17 protein-coding genes are annotated in these 18,693 nt (G+C 69.2%); 7 read left to right on the top strand and 10 right to left on the bottom strand.

Going from position 1 to position 18,693, the window contains the following annotated elements; all coding sequences use genetic code 11:
• Nucleotides 1-16: 16 nt before the first annotated feature.
• On the bottom strand, nucleotides 17-154 hold the full coding sequence (gene ccoS / locus AC2D80_RS05325) for a cbb3-type cytochrome oxidase assembly protein CcoS (RefSeq protein ID WP_484631934.1): 138 nt from the start codon (nucleotides 152-154) through the stop codon (nucleotides 17-19).
• A 20-nt stretch (nucleotides 155-174) separates the two neighbouring features.
• Nucleotides 175-2,514, bottom strand: coding sequence for a heavy metal translocating P-type ATPase (locus tag AC2D80_RS05320; RefSeq protein WP_484631933.1), 2,340 nt, complete (start codon nucleotides 2,512-2,514; stop codon nucleotides 175-177).
• 105 nt (nucleotides 2,515-2,619) lie between these two features.
• Between AC2D80_RS05320 and AC2D80_RS05315 the strand changes: the two genes are divergently transcribed.
• The gene (locus AC2D80_RS05315) at nucleotides 2,620-3,063 is read left to right on the top strand and encodes a universal stress protein (RefSeq protein ID WP_484631932.1); all 444 of its coding nucleotides are present in this window, start codon (nucleotides 2,620-2,622) and stop codon (nucleotides 3,061-3,063) included.
• Between the two features lie 68 nt (nucleotides 3,064-3,131).
• Entirely contained in the window at nucleotides 3,132-4,499 is a 1,368-nt protein-coding gene (locus AC2D80_RS05310) for an MATE family efflux transporter (protein WP_484631931.1), read from the top strand.
• Here the strand turns inward: AC2D80_RS05310 and AC2D80_RS05305 are convergent.
• From AC2D80_RS05305 to AC2D80_RS05285, 5 genes are all read right to left on the bottom strand, one after another.
• A complete protein-coding gene (locus tag AC2D80_RS05305; protein WP_484631930.1) occupies nucleotides 4,492-6,042 on the bottom strand; it encodes a malonate--CoA ligase in 1,551 nt (516 codons plus the stop codon). The two genes, AC2D80_RS05310 and AC2D80_RS05305, sit on opposite strands and share 8 nt — an antisense overlap.
• Before the next feature lie 18 nt (nucleotides 6,043-6,060).
• Nucleotides 6,061-6,837 carry an enoyl-CoA hydratase/isomerase family protein gene (locus AC2D80_RS05300; protein WP_484631929.1) on the bottom strand — a complete coding sequence of 259 codons (777 nt, stop codon included), beginning with the start codon at nucleotides 6,835-6,837 and terminating at the stop codon, nucleotides 6,061-6,063.
• 4 nt (nucleotides 6,838-6,841) lie between these two features.
• On the bottom strand, nucleotides 6,842-7,822 hold the full coding sequence (locus AC2D80_RS05295; protein WP_484631928.1) for a Bug family tripartite tricarboxylate transporter substrate binding protein: 981 nt from the start codon (nucleotides 7,820-7,822) through the stop codon (nucleotides 6,842-6,844).
• A gap of 124 nt (nucleotides 7,823-7,946) precedes the next feature.
• Nucleotides 7,947-8,753, bottom strand: coding sequence for a prolipoprotein diacylglyceryl transferase (lgt, locus tag AC2D80_RS05290; RefSeq protein ID WP_484631927.1), 807 nt, complete (start codon nucleotides 8,751-8,753; stop codon nucleotides 7,947-7,949).
• Nucleotides 8,754-8,757: 4 nt separating this feature from the next.
• A complete protein-coding gene (locus AC2D80_RS05285) occupies nucleotides 8,758-9,702 on the bottom strand; it encodes a LysR family transcriptional regulator (protein WP_484631926.1) in 945 nt (314 codons plus the stop codon).
• Nucleotides 9,703-9,802: 100 nt separating this feature from the next.
• Here AC2D80_RS05285 and ilvD point away from each other — a divergent pair, with 100 nt between their 5' ends.
• Nucleotides 9,803-11,512: a dihydroxy-acid dehydratase gene (gene ilvD, locus AC2D80_RS05280; protein WP_484631925.1), complete on the top strand. Its 1,710-nt coding sequence runs from the start codon at nucleotides 9,803-9,805 to the stop codon at nucleotides 11,510-11,512.
• Nucleotides 11,513-11,540: 28 nt separating this feature from the next.
• On the opposite strand, the gene AC2D80_RS05275 is transcribed toward ilvD, so the two are convergent.
• Nucleotides 11,541-11,780 (bottom strand): TIGR04438 family Trp-rich protein, encoded by a 240-nt coding sequence (locus AC2D80_RS05275; protein ID WP_484631924.1) that lies wholly within the window; start codon nucleotides 11,778-11,780, stop codon nucleotides 11,541-11,543.
• A 128-nt stretch (nucleotides 11,781-11,908) separates the two neighbouring features.
• Between AC2D80_RS05275 and AC2D80_RS05270 the strand changes: the two genes are divergently transcribed.
• Entirely contained in the window at nucleotides 11,909-12,223 is a 315-nt protein-coding gene (locus AC2D80_RS05270; RefSeq protein ID WP_484631923.1) for a c-type cytochrome, read from the top strand.
• 81 nt (nucleotides 12,224-12,304) lie between these two features.
• On the opposite strand, the gene acs is transcribed toward AC2D80_RS05270, so the two are convergent.
• Entirely contained in the window at nucleotides 12,305-14,299 is a 1,995-nt protein-coding gene (gene acs, locus AC2D80_RS05265; protein ID WP_484631922.1) for an acetate--CoA ligase, read from the bottom strand.
• 157 nt (nucleotides 14,300-14,456) lie between these two features.
• Here acs and AC2D80_RS05260 point away from each other — a divergent pair, with 157 nt between their 5' ends.
• The 3 genes from AC2D80_RS05260 (at nucleotide 14,457) to murI (ending at nucleotide 17,465) form a co-directional block, all read left to right on the top strand.
• A complete protein-coding gene (locus AC2D80_RS05260; protein WP_484631921.1) occupies nucleotides 14,457-15,047 on the top strand; it encodes a YqhA family protein in 591 nt (196 codons plus the stop codon).
• An 82-nt stretch (nucleotides 15,048-15,129) separates the two neighbouring features.
• Nucleotides 15,130-16,680, top strand: coding sequence for a fumarate hydratase (locus AC2D80_RS05255; RefSeq protein WP_484631920.1), 1,551 nt, complete (start codon nucleotides 15,130-15,132; stop codon nucleotides 16,678-16,680).
• Nucleotides 16,677-17,465, top strand: a complete 789-nt coding sequence (murI, locus tag AC2D80_RS05250; RefSeq protein WP_484631919.1) for a glutamate racemase — start codon at nucleotides 16,677-16,679, stop codon at nucleotides 17,463-17,465. The genes AC2D80_RS05255 and murI overlap by 4 nt, the downstream gene beginning before the upstream one ends.
• Before the next feature lie 15 nt (nucleotides 17,466-17,480).
• On the opposite strand, the gene AC2D80_RS05245 is transcribed toward murI, so the two are convergent.
• Complete coding sequence (locus tag AC2D80_RS05245; protein ID WP_484631918.1) at nucleotides 17,481-18,656, bottom strand: ABC transporter substrate-binding protein; 1,176 nt, start codon at nucleotides 18,654-18,656, stop codon at nucleotides 17,481-17,483.
• Nucleotides 18,657-18,693: the final 37 nt, after the last annotated feature.

The raw sequence follows: 18,693 nt of genomic DNA, 5'->3' as shown, positions 1-18,693 counted from the left end.
AGGATGGTGCGACCGATCACTCGTCGCCGAGGATGCGATGGCCCTCACGCTCGATGTTGTCGAGCTGCCCGGTCTGCAGTGCCCACCAGAACACGCCGAGGATCACGAAGACGATGACCACCGACAAGGGGATGAGCAAGTAGAGGATGTCCATGACAAACGGGCGATCGGCGGTCAGGTCTGCGCCGCAGGGCGTGGCGATGGCGCGGCGGCGTTCGCCTCATCGGGGGACAGGGGCTGCGACAAGCGCATGGCGTTGCCCACGACCAGCAGGGAGCTGGCGGCCATGCCGAGACCGGCGAGCCACGGCGGCATGTAGCCCGCGATCGCCAGCGGCACACCCACGGCGTTGTACACCGCAGCCCAGATCAGGTTCTGACGCACCACGCGCAAGGTCTGGCGCGACAGGCGCCACGTCTGCACGACCTCCATCAGCGCTCCGCTCTGCACCACCCAGTCGGCGCGCGCCTGCGTGAGCGGCGCTGCGCGGCCGATGGCGAACGCGGTGTCGGCGCGCGCCAGCACGGGTCCGTCGTTCAGGCCATCGCCCACCATCGCGACGCGGTGGCCACTGGCCTGCAGCTGTGCGATGACGCGCAGCTTGTCTTCGGGTGTCGCCTCGGCCTGCACCCGCGCGATGCCCAGGCGGCTCGCCACGCGCGCGGCCGCGGCCGGGCGGTCGCCCGTGAGCAGCATCGTGTGCAGCCCTGCGGCGTGCAGCGCCTGCATCGCGTCCCGCGCGTCTTCGCGCAAGGTCTCGACCAGGCCAAACGACGCGACCCAGCCGGTCCCGTCGCTGAGAAACACGCGCGGCGCGTCGGCCGGCAAGGCATCGGCCGTCGCGGGGTCGATCTGGGCAAAGGCCGCCGATCCGAGGCGCCATGGCACACCGCGGTCATCGGTGGCGGCCACACCCTGGCCAGCCACCTCGCCCGCCGACGCCCAGCCGGGCAGGACCGTGTCTGCGCCGGCGGCGGCCACGATCGCGCGCGACACCGGGTGCAGCGAACCCTGGGCCAGCGCAGCGGCCCAGGCCAGCGCCTGCTCGCGCGAGACGCCCGGCCGGGTGAGCACCCGGTCCACATCGAGGCGGTCTTCGGTGAGCGTGCCGGTCTTGTCAAAGACGACGGTGTCCACGCCGCTCAAGGCCTCGAACGCCTGCAGGCGGCGCACCAGAACACCGCGACGCGCCATCGCCCCGGCCGCGCTCAGCATGGCCGCAGGCGTGGCCAGCGAGAGCGCGCACGGACACGTGACGATCAACACCGCCACCGCCACCGCGAGCGAGCGCGAATGGTCGATGGGCCACCACCACACCGCCGCGATCGCGGCCGCGATCACCACCGCGATGAGGAACGGCCCGGCGATGCGGTCGGCCAGCTGCGCCAGCCGCGGCTGGTCGGTGGCGGCGCGCTCCATCAGGCGCACGATCTGCGCGAACCGCGTCTGCTCGCCCACGCGCGACACACGCAGCCGCACCAGCCCGCCCAGGTTGATGCTGCCCGCCACCAGCGACTCGCCCGTGCGCCGGGTGCGCGGGTGCGACTCCCCGGTGAGCAGCGCTTCGTCCACGGTGGCCACGCCATCCAGCAAGGTGCCATCGGCGGGAAAGGCGTCGCCGGCCGGCACGCGCACCACATCACCCTCGGTCAGGCGGCGGGCCGCCACGGTTTCCACCGAGCCATCGGCCCGCTCGCGCGCGCAGGCCGGCGGCAGGCGGTTCATCAACTGGTCGAGTGCGCCGGCGCTGCGTTCGCGCGCGCGCGCCTCCAGGTAACGCCCGCCGAGCAGGAAGAACACGAACATGGTGAGCGAGTCGAACCACACCTCGTGGCCCCAGGGGCCGGTGGGATCGAAGGTGGCGCCGGTGCTGGCGATGAACGTGATCAGGATCCCCAGGGTGACCGGCGTGTCCATGCCGACGCGACGCCGGCGCACATCGGCCCAGGCGTTGCGAAAGAACGGGCCGCAGGCAAACACCAGCACCGGCACGCTCAGAATCCAGCTGGCCCAACGCAGCAGCTGCTCGATGTCCGCCGGGATGTCCCCCGGTTCCGTGACGTAGGCTGGCCACGCGTACATCATCACCTGCATCATGCACAGCCCCGCCACGAACAGGCGCCACAGCGCCTGCCTCGTCTGGCGCAGGCCCTCGTCGATGCCCAGGGCCTGCTGCAGCGGCAGGAGCCGGTAGCCGGTGTCACCCACCGACCGCGCCAGCGCCGACAGCGTGGTGCGCGCCGGGTCCCAGCGCAGCACCAGCCGGCGCGTGGCGGCGTGGACCCGCGCGCCCGCCACGCCCTCTCGCCCGAGCAAGGCGCCCTCCACCGCGTCGGCGCAGGCAGCGCAATACATGCCCTGCACCACCAGCGTCGATTCGTTGAGCGCGCCCTCGCCCACCCCTTCGGCCGCGCGCGTGAACGCGCCCTGCTCCACCGGGTCGTCGAGCACGGCGAAATCATCGGTGACGGTGAGCGGGCCGCGGTGGTCGCTGACCCAGGGTGACGCTGTCATGCCGCGCAGCTTACGACGCACCATCCGTCGCGCCCTTGACCCACGTCAACCCACGCGCCGCCCCGCGCGCTACGCTGACCCCACCACGACCCACCGGAGACCACCATGTACCAGCGCATCCTCGTCGCCACCGACGGCAGCAAGCTCGCCCAGAAAGCGGTCGAACACGCCCTCAACCTCGCCGACCTGACCGGTGCCACCCTGGTGGCGCTCAAGGTCGTGCCGCGCTACCCGCAGACCTACTTCGAGGGCGGCGTGGCGCTCGCCGCGGCCGAGGTGCAACGCATCGAGAAACAATGGCAGGACGATGCAATGAAGACCGTCAACGCCATCAAGGATGCCGGTCAGCCCCGTGGCATCAAGGTCAAACCCGTGACCGCGCGCTCCGACCTCGTGTCCGACGCCATCATCAGCACCGCCAAGCGCCAGAAATGCGACCTGATCGTCATGGCGTCCCACGGGCGCAAAGGCATCAAGCGCCTGCTGCTGGGCAGCGAGACCCAGCAGGTGCTGACGCACTCGCACACGCCCGTGCTCGTGCTGCGCTGACCCCACGGCGGGCCCGCGGCGACCCCGCCCCGGCATGACCGGCCGGGCCGCGCGACAATGCGCGGCCCATGTCGCCCCCCCGCCCCGCCACCGCGCCCACCGCCGCCTTCACCTCGGGGTCCACCCTCGGCCACGTCGTGCGCATGACCGCCGCGGCCTCGGTCGGGCTCGCCGCGTTGTTCGCGGTGGATGTGCTCAACCTGTTCTACATCGCGCGGCTCGGCCAACCCAGCCTGACCGCCGCCGCCGGCTACGCCGGCACGCTGCTGTTTTTCATCGTGTCGCTGTCGATCGGGCTGTCGATCGCCGCGACCGCCCTGACGGCGCGCGCGCTCGGGGCCGGCGACCGCGATCACGCCCGCCAGCTGGCCGGCGCCTCGCTGGTGATCATGGCGGCCGCCATGGCCCTGGCCGCGGCGGTGGTCGCGCCGCTGGCCGGCCCCCTGCTCGGCTGGCTCGGGGCCACCGGCGAGACCGCCGCCCACGCGCACCGCTTTCTGCTGATCCTGCTGCCGTCCCTGCCGCTGCTGGGCCTGGGCATGTGCCTGGGCGCACTGCTGCGGGCGGTCGGTGACGCCCGGCGCGCGATGTGGGTCACGCTCGGAGCCAGCGGTGTGGCCGCGGTGGTGGACCCGCTGTTCATACTCGGTCTGGGCTGGGGACTCGACGGCGCCGCCTGGGCCACCTACCTCACGCGCGGCGCCATGGTGTGGATCGGCTGGCGCGCCCTGCGCCATGCCCACGACCTGTTCCGCTGGCCAGACCGGGCCCTGCTGCTGGCCACGCTGAGGCCTTATCTGGCCATCGGTGTGCCGGCGGTCCTCACACAAATCGCCACCCCGGTGGGCAACGCCCTCGTCACCCATGCGATGGCCGCCCACGGCGATGCCGCCGTGGCGGCCTGGGCGGTGATCGTGCGGCTGATCCCGGTGTCCTTTGTCGTGCTGTTCGCCCTGTCGGGCTCGATCGGCCCCATCATCGGCCAGAACCTGGGCGCGCGGCGCTACGACCGGCTGCACAGCACCCTGCGGAACAGCCTGCTGGTGGTGTTGCTGTACGTGATGGCGGTGTGGGCGCTGCTGGCGGTGGGCAGCGGCGCGATCGCCAGCGCGTTTGACGCCCACGGGCAGGCGCGCGAACTCATCGTCTTCTTCTGCCTGTTCGTGGCGGGCAGTTTCCTGTTCAACGGCGCGCTGTTTGTGGCCAACGCGGCCTTCAACAACCTCGGCTTTGCGTTCTATTCCACCGCCCTGAACTGGGGCCGCGCCACGCTGGGTGTGGCGCCATTCATCGCGGTGGGTTCCCAGCTGGCGGGTGCCACCGGCGTGCTGGCGGGCTACGGGCTGGGCGTGGTGCTGTTTGGCGCGGTCGGCGCGTGGCTGGCCTTCCGCGTGGTGGGGCGCCTGGCGCGCGAGGGCGCCCGCGCCGTCAGCTGAACAAGCCCTTGTACCGCTCGCGCAGCAGATTTTTCTGGACCTTGCCCATGGTGTTGCGCGGCAGCTCAGCCACCACCTCGCACCGCTTGGGGATCTTGTAGTTCGCCAGCCGGGTCTTCAGGGCGGCGATCAGGTCTTCCGGCCGCGGCTCGGCGCCCGGGCGGGCAATCACCAGCGCCACCCCCACCTCGCCGAAGTCCGGGTGCGGCACGCCCACCACCGCACTCTCGGCCACGCCGGGCAGCTCGTTGAGCTGGCCCTCCACCTCGGCCGGGTAGACGTTGTACCCCCCGGAAATGATGAGGTCCTTGCTGCGGCCGACGATGGTCACGTAGCCGCGCTCGTCAATCCGGCCCACGTCGCCGGTCTTGAAGTAGCCGTCGGCGGTGAACTCTTCGGCGGTCTTCTCCGGCATGCGCCAGTAGCCGGCAAACACGTTCGGCCCGCGCACCTGGATGCCGCCGATCTCCCCCACCGACAGGGGCGCACCGCCCTCGCCCACCACCCGCAGCGCGACGCCCGGCAGGGGGAACCCGACCGTGCCGCCGCGGCGCTCGCTCTGGCCGTCGTGGCGGGGGTCCGGTCCGTACGGGTTGGAGGTCAGCATGATGGTTTCGCTCATGCCGTAGCGCTCCAGGATGGTGTGGCCGGTGCGCTGTTGCCAGGCGTGGAAGGTTTCAATCAGCAGCGGTGCCGAACCGGACACGAACAGGCGCATGTGGCTGGCCTGCTCGTGCGTCAGCGTGGGCTCGGCCAGCATGCGGGTGTAGAGGGTGGGGACGCCCATGAACACCGTGGCGCGCGGCATCAGGTCGATCACCGCGCGCGGCTCGAACTTGTTGAGCCACAGCATCGGACTGCCGTTGATGAGAGCGCCGTGGATGGCCACAAACAGGCCATGGACGTGGAAGATCGGCAGCGCGTGGATCAGCACGTCATCCGCCCGCCAGCCCCAGTAGCGCTGCAGCACCTCGGCGTTGCTGCGCATGTTGCCGTGCGACAGCATGGCGCCTTTGCTGCGTCCGGTGGTGCCGCTGGTGTAGATGATCACGCCCAGGTCGTCGTCGGTGCACACCGCCGGGGTGTGGGTGTCGGCGTGGTGGGCAGCGCGCTCCAGCAGGCTGCCGCTGCGCTCGTCGGAGAGGGTGAAGACGTGGCGGGTGCCGGCCTGGAATGCGATCTTGCTGACCCAGCCGAAGTTGCCGGGGCTGCACACCACCACCGCAGGCTCGGCGTTGCCGACGAAGTACTCGATCTCACCGGCCTGGTAGGCGGTGTTCAGCGGCAGAAAAACATGGCCGGCGCGCAGCACCGCGAGGTACAGGATGAGCGCCTCCACCGATTTCTCCACCTGCACGGCGATGCGAGAGCGGGCCGGCAGACGCAGGCTCTCCAGCAGGTTGGCCATCATGGCGCTGGCGCGGTCGAGGTCGCGCCAGCTGTAGTGCAGTCCACCCCCGGCGCCCACGGTTTCCACCGCGGTCGCGTCGAGGTCAGCGGGAAAGGCCGCGCGCAGGGCGGCGTAGAGGTTGGCGTTGCTCATGGTGTCGTGGGAACGGTATCAGAGGGCGCCGAAGCGCGGGGGACGCTTGGCGAGAAAGGCGTCGATGCCCTCGCGGTGTTCGGCGCTGTCGGCGTACGCGTAAGCGGTGTCGATCAGGGCCGGTGGCGGGCCGTCGCCGGCCAGGGCGCGCAGGGTTTGCTTGTTGAGGCGGGCGGCGTGGGGAGCGAGCTGCGCGATGCGCGCGGCGCGCTCTGCGGCCTCGCTGGCGCAGCGATCGTCGGGCACCACCGCGTGGAGGAAGCCGCGGGCCTGCATCGTGGCCGCGTCGAGCACGGCGGCCTGCAAAAGCATTTCGCGGGCGGTGGCCAGGCCTGCCTCGCGCGCCACGAGCTGCGCTTCGCGAGGCGCCATGGGGAACCCGAGCTTGGCGATCGGCGCGCCGAAGCGGGCCGACTGGCCGGCCACGCGCAGATCGCAGCAGCTGGCGATCTCCACGCCCGCGCCCATGCAGGCACCTTCGATCTGGGCGATCACCGGCAGGTCGCAGGCCAGGATGGCCGACAGGCCACCCCACACATCGTCTTCGTGGAAGGCGCGCAGCGCCGCCTCGTCAAACCGGAAGTCGGGGTACTCGGCGATGTCGCCGCCCGCGCAGAACGCGCCGCCCGCGCCGGCGACGATCACCGCCCGCAGGCCTGGGCGGGCCGGCAGGTCGGCGAACACCGCGGCCAGCTCGCGCCACATGGCGCGCGACATGGCGTTGAGGCGGCCGGGGTGGTCGAGCGTGACGCGGGCGACGGCGCCGTCCACGCGGCAGTGCACGGTCCCCGGCATCCGCTCAGTCCAGCTTCGCGCCGGAAGCCTTGACGACCTGCGCCCACTTGCGCACCTCGGCCTTGACGAAGCTGTCGAAGGCGTTGCCGCTGAGGTCGGGGAAGTCGGCACCCTGGGCGTTCCACACGGCGCGGGCCTCGTCGGTGTTGACGGCCTTGCGGATCTCCTCAATGGCCGCACGCTGCACGTCGGCCGGCGTGGCGCGCGGGGCCCACACGCCGTACCAGGTGGTCACGTTGTACTCCGGCAGACCCACCTCGGCGGCACTGGGCACGTCCGGGAAAGCCGGGTTGCGCTTGTTCCCCGCCACCATGAGCGCCTTGATGCGGCCGCCCTTGATGTGACCCGCGGAAGACCCCAGGCCATCGAACATCATGTCCACGTTGCCGGCGATCAGGTCGGCCAGCGCCGGACCGGCGCCGCGGTACGGGATGTGGGTGATGAACGTCTTGGTCTGCTGCTTGAACAATTCGCCGGCCAGGTGGTGCGAGGTACCACCGCCGGCCGAGCCGTAGTTGAGCCGGCCGGGATTGGCGCGGACATTGGCGATGAACTCGGCGAAGTTGCCCGGCACCTTGCGCGGGTTGACCACCAGCACCTGCGGCACGCTGGCCACCAGGATCAGCGGCACGAAGTCGCGCTCAATGTCGTATTCCAGCTTGGGGTACATGCTGGGGGCGATCGAGTGATGCACCGCGCCCATGAAAAGCGTGTAGCCGTCGGCCGGCGCCTTGGCGGCAATGCCGGCGCCCAGCGTGCCCCCGGCGCCGCCGCGGTTGTCGATCACCAGCGTCTTGCCGGCGGTGCGCGCAAACGCGGCGGACAGCGGGCGGGCAAACGCGTCGGTGCCGCCCCCGGCCGGGAAAGGCACGATCATCGTGACAGGGCGGGCCGGCCAGGCCTGGGCGCGGGCGCCCACCGGGCCCAGCACGGCGCAGGCGGCGGCGGCGCGCAGCAGCGCGCGGCGGTTGAAGTGTGGGGTCATGGTGTCTCCGGTTCTGGTTATGGATCGCGCCCGGACGCTCCGGCGCGGGGCGGCAGCTTACGGTACCTCGGCCGGGCGGCCGTGCCGCTGGGGATTTCCCCCAGCCCGCCGTGGGCAATTCCGTTCAGACCGGGCGTCGACCGCTCCACCACCACAGGGCCACGCCGCCCGCGATCATCGGCACGCACAGCCACTGCCCCATGCTCAGGCCCAGCGCCAGGAGGCCCAGGTGGGCGTCGGGCTCGCGGAAGTACTCCGCCACGAAGCGGAACACGCCGTAACCCGCCAGGAACGCGCCCGACACCTGCCCGGTGGCGCGGGGCCGGCGGGCGTAGAGCCACAGCAGCACAAACAGCATCACCCCTTCCAGCCAGAACTGGTAGAGCTGCGAGGGGTGGCGCGGCAACTCGCCCGCGCCGCGAAACACCATCCCCCAGGGCAGCGAGGGATCGGCCACGCGCCCCCACAGCTCGCCATTGATGAAGTTGCCCAGACGGCCCGCGGCCAGACCGGTCGGCACGCAGGGAGCCACAAAGTCCATCACCTGCAGGAAGGGTCGTTGTCGCGACCGGGCAAACCAGGCCATGGCCGCGATCACCCCCAGCAGCCCGCCATGAAAGCTCATGCCGCCCTGCCACACGAAAAACACCTCCAGCGGGTGCTGCAGGTAATAGGCCGGCTGATAGAACAGGCAATAGCCCAGCCGCCCGCCCGCGACCACGCCGACCACGCCCAGAAACAAGATGTCCTCCACATCGCGCCGCTGCCAGCCGCCGGTGCCGGCCAGCGACGCGAACGGCGGGTGCGCGAGACGGCGCGTGCCGAGCCAGAGAAACAGGCCAAACGCGGCCAGGTAGGTCAGGCCGTACCAGTGGATGGCCAGGGGGCCGAGTTGCAGGGCAACGGGGTCGATCTGGGGGTGTTGGAGCATGGCGTCATTGTCGCAGCGCCGCGTGGGCAACCTGCGCGCGGGCGAAGTCGATGAAATGCCCGAGCGCCGGCAAGGCCGGCTGCGCGCGCCAGACCAGGCTGGTGTCGCAACGCGGCAGCTCGGCGCCGCGGCGCGCGGGCGCAGGCCGGTACACCACGCCCGGTCGCTGAAACTGCTTCACGCTCTGCGGCACCCACGCCAGCCCCAGCCCGGCCGACACGAGGTTGACGATGGTCTGCATCTGGATCGCCTCTTGCGCCACCCGGGGCTCCTGGCCGTGGGCCCGGTAGAGGGCCACCAGGGCGTCGTGCACCGCCGGCAGGATCCGCCGCGGAAACAGCACCACCGGCTCACGCAGCACCGCCGCCAGCGACAGCCGTGGTGCCAGGGCGAGCGGGTGATGGTGCGGCAGGGCCAACACGAGCGGTTCGGTCGCGATCGGCAGCACCGACAGCGCTCCCGCCACTTCACCCGGCGGGTGCAGCATCAGGCCGGCGTCGATCTCGCCGCGGGCCAGCCGCTCCAGCTGCACATCGCCCGTGGCCTCCTCCAGTTCCAGGGCGATGTCGGGCCAGCGCTCGCGAAAGGCCCGCACCCAGCGCGGCAGCAGCTCGTACCCGACCGTTGACACGAAGGCCACCCGCAAACGGCCCGTCTGGCCCTGCGCCGCGGCACGCGCCAGCGCCGGCAGCGCCTGGGCCCGCGCAAGCAGCTCGCGCACCTCCGGCACCAGCGCCAGCCCAGCCGCCGTGAGCCGCACGCTGCGCGGCGTGCGGTCGAACAGGCGCACGCCCAGCGCCGCCTCCAGCGCGGCGATCGCCTGCGTCAGGGGCGGCTGCGTCATGGCCAGGCGCGCCGCGGCCCGACCGAAGTGCAACTCCTCGGCCAGCACCAGAAACTGGCGCCACTGTCGCAATTCAGCCCGGACGCGAATTTCGCTCTTTTCCATACGCTGATCGTATCAATCGAAACGCCCGAATCAATTGGCGTCAGCGGGGCGGCCTCGCGCATACTGGCGCCCTCATCGCCCACCCACTCCCTCTTCCATCATGGCCAACGACAACAAGACCATCCCCATCCGTCCCGCCAACGCCCGCAGCGCCAACATCACGCAGGGCAAGTCCCGGGCGCCGAACCGCTCCATGTACTACGGCATGGGCTACCAGCAGGGCGACTTCAGCAAGCCCATGGTGGGCGTGGCCAACGGCCACAGCACGATCACGCCCTGCAACAGCGGTCTGCAGAAGCTCGCCGACGCCGCCGTGGCCGGCATTCTGGAAGCGGGCGCGAACGCTCAGATCTTCGGCACGCCCACCATCAGCGACGGCATGGCCATGGGCACCGAGGGCATGAAATACAGCCTCGTGTCGCGCGAGGTCATCGCCGACTGCGTGGAGACCTGCGTGCAGGGTCAGTGGATGGATGGCGTGCTGGTCATCGGCGGCTGCGACAAGAACATGCCCGGCGGGCTGATGGGCATGCTGCGGGCCAACGTGCCGGCCATTTACGTGTACGGCGGCACCATCCTGCCGGGCTACTACAACGGACAGGAACTCAACATCGTCAGCGTGTTTGAGGCGGTGGGCCAGAACGCCGCGGGCAAGCTCAGCGACGAAGAACTGACCGAGATTGAGAAGCACGCCATTCCCGGCACTGGCTCCTGCGGCGGCATGTACACCGCCAACACCATGTCTTCGGCCTTCGAGGCGTTGGGCATCTCGCTGCCCTACTCCAGCACCATGGCCAACGTGCATGACGAGAAGGTGCGCTCGGCCCGCGAGTCGGCCGCGGTCCTGGTGGAAGCGATCAAGAAAGACATCAAGCCGCGCGACATCGTCACCCGCAAAAGCATCGAAAACGCGGTGTCGGTGATCATGGCCACCGGCGGTTCCACCAACGCCGTGCTCCACTTCCTGGCCATCGCGCACTGCGCCGGCGTGGAATGGACCATCGACGACTTTGAGCGGGTGCGCCGCCGCGTGCCCGTGCTGTGCGACCTCAAGCCCAGCGGCAAGTCGCTGGCGGTGGAGCTGCACAAGGCCGGCGGCATTCCGCAAGTCATGAAGATCCTGCTCAACGCCGGCCTCCTGCACGGCGACTGCCTGACCATCACCGGCCAGACAATCGCCGAGGTGCTCAAGGACGTGCCGGACCAGCCGCGCGCCGACCAGAGCGTGATCCGCCCGATCAGCGACCCGATCTACGCCCAGGGCCACCTGGCGATTCTCAAAGGCAACCTGTCGCCTGAGGGCGCGGTGGCCAAGATCACCGGCCTGAAGAACCCGGTGATGACCGGCCCGGCGCGCGTGTTTGAAGACGAACAATCCGCGCTGCAGGCCATCCTGGACGGCAAGATCAAGGCCGGTGACGTGATGGTGCTGCGCTACCTCGGCCCCAAGGGCGGCCCGGGCATGCCCGAAATGCTGGCGCCCACGGGCGCGCTGATCGGCGCGGGCCTGGGCGAGAGCGTGGGTCTCATCACCGACGGCCGCTTCTCGGGCGGCACCTGGGGCATGGTGGTGGGTCACGTGGCCCCGGAAGCCGCCGCGGGCGGCAACATCGCACTCGTGCAGGAAGGCGACTCGATCACCATCGACGCCCACCAGCTGCTGCTGCAGGTGAACGTGAGTGACGACGAGCTGGCGCGCCGCCGCGCTGCCTGGACCGCACCGGCGCCGCGCTACACCCGCGGCGTGCAAGCGAAGTTCGCGTTCAACGCCGCCAGCGCCAGCAAGGGCGCGGTGCTCGACAACTTCTGATGGAGCCGGCTCCGGGGCCGGCGCTGCGTCAGCGGCGCTTGCCCTGGATGCCGAGGTTTTCGCGCTGTTTGTCGATGCGGGCCTTCTTCTTGGCGTCCATCCGCTCCATGGCCTTGCGGCGCGTGTATCCCGACGCATCAGCCCAGGCCCACCAGGCCACGGCGCCAGCGAACGGTGCCAGCACCACCCACCACGACCAGGCCGCCACCGGATCGACCTCCAGGTACTTCATCAGCAACAGCAGGATGCCTAGGCCCAGCAGGTACATACGACGCTCCGTCAACAAGCATGAAGCCCGCGCAAATCCTGTGAGCGCGGACCGTTTTCCACCGCACGTCCGGTGGGCCTCGGTAGAATGAATCGCGTTGGCAACTCACCTCCCAAGGACCCACTCCCATGAAACGTGCGCTGTTGATTATGGCCCTGACGGCCGCCGTGTCCGCCCCCGCGATGGCGGATGCGCAACTGGCGAGGACCAAAAACTGCATGGCCTGCCACGCGGTAGACAAGAAACAGGTCGGCCCCGCCTACAAGGACATCGCCAAGAAGTATGCGGGCGATGCCAAAGCCGTTGACATGCTTGCTCAGCGAATCATGAAAGGCTCCGAGCCGGGCAAGACGGTGTGGGGGACGCTCCCGATGCCGGCCAACCCGCAGGTCAACGAAGCCGAGGCCAAAAAGCTCGCGGCTTGGGTCCTCAGCCAGAAGTGAGACGCTTCTCGCCGTAAAAAAACCCGCTGGATTCAGCGGGTTTTTTGTTGGCGCGGCGCTGCATGAGCGCCGTGGTGCCGGTCAGTTGTTCTGCGACAGCTGATCCAGGATGGCCGGATTCTCCAGCGTGGAGGTGTCCTGGGTGATGGCCTCGCCCTTGGCAATGGCCCGCAGCAGGCGGCGCATGATCTTGCCGGACCGGGTCTTGGGCAGGTTATCGCCGAAGCGGATGTCTTTGGGCTTGGCGATCGGGCCGATTTCCTTGCCCACCCAGTCGCGCAGCTCCTTGGCGATGGCTTTGGCCTCGTCGCCCGTGGGGCGCGAGCGCTTGAGCACCACGAAAGCCACGATGGCCTCGCCTGTCAGGTCGTCAGGGCGCCCCACCACCGCGGCCTCGGCCACCAGATCGGTCTTGGCCACGAGCGCCGACTCGATCTCCATGGTCCCCATGCGGTGGCCCGACACGTTGAGCACGTCGTCGATGCGCCCGGTGATGCGGAAGTAGCCGCGGTCCGCGCTGCGCACCGCCCCGTCGCCGGCCAGGTAGTAGCCGCGGAGTTCCTCGGGGAAGTAACTCTTCTTGAAGCGCTCCGGATCGCCCCAGATCGTGCGGATCATCGACGGCCACGGCTTCTTCACCACCAGGATGCCGCCCGAGCCGTTGGGCACGTCATTGCCGGCCTCGTCCACGATCGCGGTCTGGATGCCGGGCAGCGGCAGCGTGCACGAGCCGGGCACGAGCGGCGTGGCGCCCGGCAACGGGGTGATCATGTGGCCGCCCGTTTCGGTCTGCCAGAAGGTGTCGACGATCGGGCAACGCTCGCCACCCACGTGGCGGTAGTACCACATCCAGGCCTCGGGGTTGATCGGTTCGCCCACCGAGCCCAGCAGACGCAACGAGCCCAGGTTCCAGTTCTTCGGATGCACCTTCTCGTCGCCCTCGGCCGCCTTGATCAGCGAGCGGATGGCCGTGGGCGCGGTGTAGAAGATGGTGCACTGGTGCTTCTCGATCATCTGCCAGAAGCGACCGGCGTTGGGATAGGTGGGCACGCCCTCGAAGACGATCTGCGTGGCGCCGGCGGCCAGCGGTCCGTAGGCGACGTAGCTGTGGCCGGTGATCCAGCCGATGTCGGCGGTGCACCAGAAGATGTCGCTGGCCTTGAGGTCGAAGGTCCAGTTCATGGTCAGGTTGGCCCACAGCAGGTAGCCGCCGGTGCTGTGCTGCACGCCCTTGGGCTTGCCGGTGGAGCCCGAGGTGTAGAGCACGAACAGCGGGTGCTCGGCTCCCACCATTTCGGCCGGGCAATCGGTCGACTGGCCGGCCATTTCTTCGTGCATCCAGGTGTCACGGCCGGCAACCATGTTGCAGGCCGTGGGCGTGCGCTGGAACACGATCACGCTCTTGATCGACTCGCAGCCGCCCAGCGCGATGCCTTCATCGACGATGGACTTGAGCGGCAGCTCTTTGCCGCCACGCAGCTGGTAGTTCGCGGTGATCACCGCGACGGCGCCGGCGTCCTGGATGCGCTCCTGCAGGGCCTTGGCCGAGAAACCACCAAACACCACCGAGTGCGTCGCGCCGATGCGGGCGCACGCCTGCATGGCCACCACGCCTTCGATGGTCATGGGCATGTAGATGACGACGCGGTCGCCGCGCTTGACGCCCTTGGCCTTCAAAACATTCGCAAATTGCGACACTTTGCCGAGCAGCTCGCGGTAGGTGACGCGGGTCACCTCGCCGCCATCGGCCTCAAAAATGATCGCGGTCTTGTGCTCGACCGGCGTGCCCATGTGGCGGTCCAGGCAGTTGTAGGACGCGTTGAGCTCGCCGTCCTGAAACCACTTGTAGAACGGGGCCTGGGAGCTGTCCAGCGTCTGGGTGAACGGCTTGTGCCAGGTCAGCGTCTCGCGGGCCAGGCGGGCCCAGAAACCTTCGAAGTCCTTCTCGGCCTCGGCGCACAGCGCCTGGTAGCCGGCCATGCCCGACACCCGCGCGGCCTGCACCGTGGCGGCGCTGGGCTCAAAGACGCGGTTTTCGACCAGGACGGATTCGATGGACGATGAAGGCACGGACATGGGTTGTCTCCTCGGGTGTTGTGAAAAACCGGATCGGCGGGCACTGTGCGCAGGCGCTCTTACAAGCCACTGACACAGGGGCGACACCTACAATACTTGGCTGGCCGCCACGGCTGTGGGGGCTTCCGGGCGCAGCGCGCCGCCATTCTCACTGCCCATGACCGATCCCGTCAAAACCCAGGGTCCGATCCGGACTTTGCCCAACCTGATCTTTGCCAGCCGCTGGCTGCAACTGCCGCTGTACATCGGTCTGATCGCGGCGCAAGCGATCTATGTCTTCCATTTCTGGGTCGAGCTGGTCCACCTGGTGGAAGCCGCGTTTGGCAGCCAGACCGCGCTGCAGAAACTGGTCACCAGCATTGGCTACAAGAGCGACGTGCAGCTCACCGGGCTGAACGAAACCATCATCATGCTGGTGGTGCTCGCGCTGATCGACGTGGTGATGATCAGCAACCTGCTGATCATGGTGATCGTCGGCGGCTACGAAACCTTCGTCAGCCGCATGCACCTGGAAAACCACCCGGACCAGCCCGAATGGCTGAGCCACGTGAACGCCAGTGTCCTCAAGGTCAAGCTCGCCACCGCCATCATCGGCATCAGCTCCATCCACCTGCTCAAAACCTTCATCAACGCGGGCAACTACGAGGTGAAGGTGTTGATGTGGCAAACCATCATCCACATCGCTTTCCTGTTCAGTGCGCTGGCCATTGCGCTGGCCGACCGGATCATGAGCGGCGACAAGCACTGACCCACTCGCCCGTTTTCCCCCGCATCCCTGCTCTCATTTCAATCAGTCGCGGCGATCCGCGCCGCCAGCCGGAGACCTCCCCATGACCACCATCCGCCAGGAAGACCTGATCGAGTCCGTTGCCGCCGCGCTCCAATACATCAGCTACTACCACCCGGCCGACTACATCGCCCACCTCGCCCGCGCCTACGAGCGCGAGCAGAGCCCCGCCGCGCGGGACGCCATCGCCCAGATCCTCACCAACAGCAAGATGAGCGCCACCGGCCACCGGCCGATCTGCCAGGACACCGGCATCGTCAACGTGTTCCTCAAGGTGGGCATGAATGTGCGATGGGAAGGCTTCAGCGGCGGGCTGGAAGACGCGGTGAACGAGGGCGTGCGCCGCGGCTACAACCACCCGGACAACCAGTTGCGCGCGTCGGTCGTGGCTGATCCGCAGTTCCTGCGCAAGAACACCAAGGACAACACGCCGGCGGTCATCGTCACGGAGCTCGTGCCTGGCGACACGGTGGAAGTCACCGTGGCGGCCAAGGGCGGCGGCTCGGAAAACAAGAGCAAGATGGTCATGCTCAACCCCGGCGACTCGGTGGTGGACTGGGTGCTCAAGACGGTGCCGACCATGGGCGCCGGCTGGTGCCCGCCGGGCATGCTGGGCATCGGCATCGGCGGCACGGCGGAGAAGGCGGTGCTGCTGGCGAAGCAGTCGCTGATGGAAGACATCGACATGTATGAGCTGCAGGCCAAAGCCGCCCGGGGCGACAAGCTCAGCCAGGTCGAAGAGTTGCGCCTGGAGCTGTACGAGAAGGTCAACGCCCTGGGCATCGGTGCGCAGGGTCTCGGCGGCCTGACCACCGTCCTGGACGTGAAGATCGCGATGTACCCCACCCACGCCGCCAGCAAGCCGGTGGCGATGATCCCCAACTGCGCCGCCACCCGCCACGCCCATTTCGTGCTCGACGGCAGCGGTCCGGTCTACCTCGACCCGCCGAGCCTGGACCTGTGGCCGAACGTGAACTGGGTGCCGGACACGCAGAAAAGTACGCGCGTGAACCTCGACACGCTGACCAAGGCCGAGGTGGCTTCGTGGAAGCCGGGCCAGACCCTGCTGCTCAACGGCAAGATGCTGACCGGCCGCGACGCCGCGCACAAGCGCATCCAGGGCATGCTGGCCAAAGGCGAGAAACTCCCGGTGGACTTCACCAACCGCGTGATCTACTACGTCGGCCCGGTGGACCCGGTGCGCGACGAGGCGGTGGGGCCGGCGGGTCCGACCACGGCCACGCGCATGGATGGCTTCACCGACATGATGCTCGCCGAGACCGGCCTGATTGCCATGATCGGCAAGGCCGAGCGCGGGCCGGTGGCCATCGAGGCGATCAAGAAGCACCAGAGCGCCTACCTCATGGCCGTGGGCGGTGCGGCCTATCTGGTGTCCAAGGCGATCAAGTCGGCCCGCGTGGTCGGCTTCGAGGACCTCGGCATGGAAGCCATCTACGAGTTCGACGTGGTCGACATGCCGGTGACCGTGGCCGTGGACGCCGGCGGCACCAGTGCCCACATCACCGGCCCGGCGGAGTGGCAGCAGAAGATCGCCTCCGGCGCGTTCAAGACCATCCCGGTGGCCAGCGCTTGAGCGATCCCCGCCCCATCGGCGTGTTCGACAGCGGCGTGGGCGGCCTGAGCGTGCTGCGCGCGCTGCGGGCAGCCCTGCCGGCGGAGGACATGGTCTATTGGGCCGACACCGCCCACGCGCCCTACGGCGAGCGCGGTGACGCGTACGTCATCGACCGCAGCTTCACCGTGACCGAGCAGCTGCGGCGCGAGCACGGCATCAAGGCGCTGGTGGTGGCGTGCAACACCGCCACGGCCGCGGCCATCCACCTGCTGCGTGAGCGCTATCCCGAACTGCCGCTGGTGGGCGTGGAGCCCGCGCTCAAACCCGCGGCCCAGCTCAGCCAGACGCGCCAGATTGGCGTGCTGGCCACGCGCGGCACCCTGGCCAGCGCCAAATTTCGCGCCCTGCACGACCGGCTGGCGGATCAGGCTCACTTCCACCTGCAGGCCTGCGACGGTCTGGCCGATGCGATCGAGCGCGACGATGGGGAGCGCATCGCCGCCCTGTGTCAGCGCTACCTGGGGGCCCTCGGACCGCTGGGCCAGGGCGGGTCGGCCATCGACACGGTGGTCCTGGGTTGCACACACTACCCCTTCGCCCAGGCCACACTGCAGGCGCTGGCCGGACCGTCGGTGCGGCTGGTGGAAACCGGCGAGCCAGTGGCCCGCCAGACCCATCGCCTGCTGGAAGCGTCGGCCCTGCTGCGTCCGATGGGCGCGCCGGGCTCGCTGGTTCTCACCGGCAACGGCAGTCGCGAAGCCCTGCTCGGCGCGGCGCGGCGCTGGCTGGGACCGATCCACTGAAGCGACCGCGGCGGCTCAACGCAGAAACCGGCCGTTGCGCGAGAGCATGGTGAGTTCGATGAAGCGCGAAGCGCTGGCGCCGGGCTCGGTGAACGAGACTTCAAAGCCCCCGACGTCGAAGCGCCGCACGCTCCACACGGCTTCGTTGAAGGTCGCCCAGTCGGCTTTTGGCCCGGCGCGACGCAAGGCCTCGACGAACACCTTGGCGTTGATGAATCCCTCCAGCCCCAGGTAAGACGGCTGCAGTTCCGTGCCCGAGGCCGCCCAGGCCTCGCGGTACGCGCGGACCACGGGCATGGTGGTGCTGTCCGGCGAGGGCATCACCTGGGACACCGCCATGCCAACGCCCTGTTCACCCAGCGCCTTCACGGTGGACGACGAGCTCAACACCGACAGCCCGTAGAGGGACAGACCGCGTGAACGGGCCCGCAGCGCGTGGACCGTGTTGATCGCCGGTTTGCCCGCGCTGGCGATCAGCACGGCCTCCAGCCGGCCGGCCGAGACCATGGTCTGGGCGGCGGCATCGGCCCCGTCACCGGAGCTCTCGACCGGCGCCGCCACCGCTTCAGGCAACCCTCGCTTGGCCAGGGCCTGTCGCACGCCTTCGAGGATTTCCGCGCCGAAGGAATTGTTCTGATAGACGACGCCGAGGCGCCGCAGGCTGATGGTGTGCAGGTGATGCACCAGCGCCTCGGCCTCCTCCGGGTAACTCATGCGAATCGGAAACACGTTGCGCGCCCCGCGCGGGCGGATCGACAGGGCGCCGCTGAAGGGGGCGAAGAAGGGGATGCCCGTCTGGGTGACCGCAGGCAGGATCGCCTCGATCATGGGCGTGCCCATGCAGTTGAACAGGGCCAGCAATTGCCGGTCGGCCATCAGGGCCTTGACGTTTTCCACCGTCCGGGGAGCGCTGTAGGCATCGTCCGCCACCCTCAGTTCGATGAGGCGCCCGTGCACGCCGCCACGGGCATTGACCGCGTCAAAGCCGACGCGGGCGCCATGGTGCATCTCAGCACCCAGCGGTCCCAAGGGGCCGGACAGGGCGGCCGACTGGCCGATCACCCAGCGAGGCGTGCCTTGGGCGCCACCCACACCGGGCCACGCCACGCCGGCGGCTCCGAGCATCAGCATGACGCGCCGGCGGGTCGTGCCGGTTCGGATCGACGGGGGACGGGCAAAGCGGGTTGGCATGGGGGCTCCAGATCAGCGGCAGTCGAGCCACCGCATT

Source organism: Hydrogenophaga sp. T66, assembly GCF_057219855.1.
This window is presented reverse-complemented; position numbering and strand designations above follow the sequence as displayed.

Bases quoted from the DNA above. Each gene is read 5' to 3' on its own strand.
- lgt (WP_484631927.1), bottom strand. From the start codon at position 8,753: ATGCTCCAACACCCCCAGATCGACCCCGTTGCCCTGCAACTCGGCCCC.
- AC2D80_RS05245 (WP_484631918.1), bottom strand. From the start codon at position 18,656: ATGCCAACCCGCTTTGCCCGTCCCCCGTCGATCCGAACCGGCACGACC.
- ilvD (WP_484631925.1), top strand. From the start codon at position 9,803: ATGGCCAACGACAACAAGACCATCCCCATCCGTCCCGCCAACGCCCGC.
- AC2D80_RS05295 (WP_484631928.1), bottom strand. From the start codon at position 7,822: ATGACCCCACACTTCAACCGCCGCGCGCTGCTGCGCGCCGCCGCCGCC.
- AC2D80_RS05310 (WP_484631931.1), top strand. From the start codon at position 3,132: ATGTCGCCCCCCCGCCCCGCCACCGCGCCCACCGCCGCCTTCACCTCG.
- AC2D80_RS05255 (WP_484631920.1), top strand. From the start codon at position 15,130: ATGACCACCATCCGCCAGGAAGACCTGATCGAGTCCGTTGCCGCCGCG.
- AC2D80_RS05270 (WP_484631923.1), top strand. From the start codon at position 11,909: ATGAAACGTGCGCTGTTGATTATGGCCCTGACGGCCGCCGTGTCCGCC.
- AC2D80_RS05260 (WP_484631921.1), top strand. From the start codon at position 14,457: ATGACCGATCCCGTCAAAACCCAGGGTCCGATCCGGACTTTGCCCAAC.
- AC2D80_RS05320 (WP_484631933.1), bottom strand. From the start codon at position 2,514: ATGACAGCGTCACCCTGGGTCAGCGACCACCGCGGCCCGCTCACCGTC.
- acs (WP_484631922.1), bottom strand. From the start codon at position 14,299: ATGTCCGTGCCTTCATCGTCCATCGAATCCGTCCTGGTCGAAAACCGC.
- ccoS (WP_484631934.1), bottom strand. From the start codon at position 154: ATGGACATCCTCTACTTGCTCATCCCCTTGTCGGTGGTCATCGTCTTC.
- AC2D80_RS05285 (WP_484631926.1), bottom strand. From the start codon at position 9,702: ATGGAAAAGAGCGAAATTCGCGTCCGGGCTGAATTGCGACAGTGGCGC.
- AC2D80_RS05300 (WP_484631929.1), bottom strand. From the start codon at position 6,837: ATGCCGGGGACCGTGCACTGCCGCGTGGACGGCGCCGTCGCCCGCGTC.
- AC2D80_RS05305 (WP_484631930.1), bottom strand. From the start codon at position 6,042: ATGAGCAACGCCAACCTCTACGCCGCCCTGCGCGCGGCCTTTCCCGCT.
- AC2D80_RS05315 (WP_484631932.1), top strand. From the start codon at position 2,620: ATGTACCAGCGCATCCTCGTCGCCACCGACGGCAGCAAGCTCGCCCAG.
- AC2D80_RS05275 (WP_484631924.1), bottom strand. From the start codon at position 11,780: ATGTACCTGCTGGGCCTAGGCATCCTGCTGTTGCTGATGAAGTACCTG.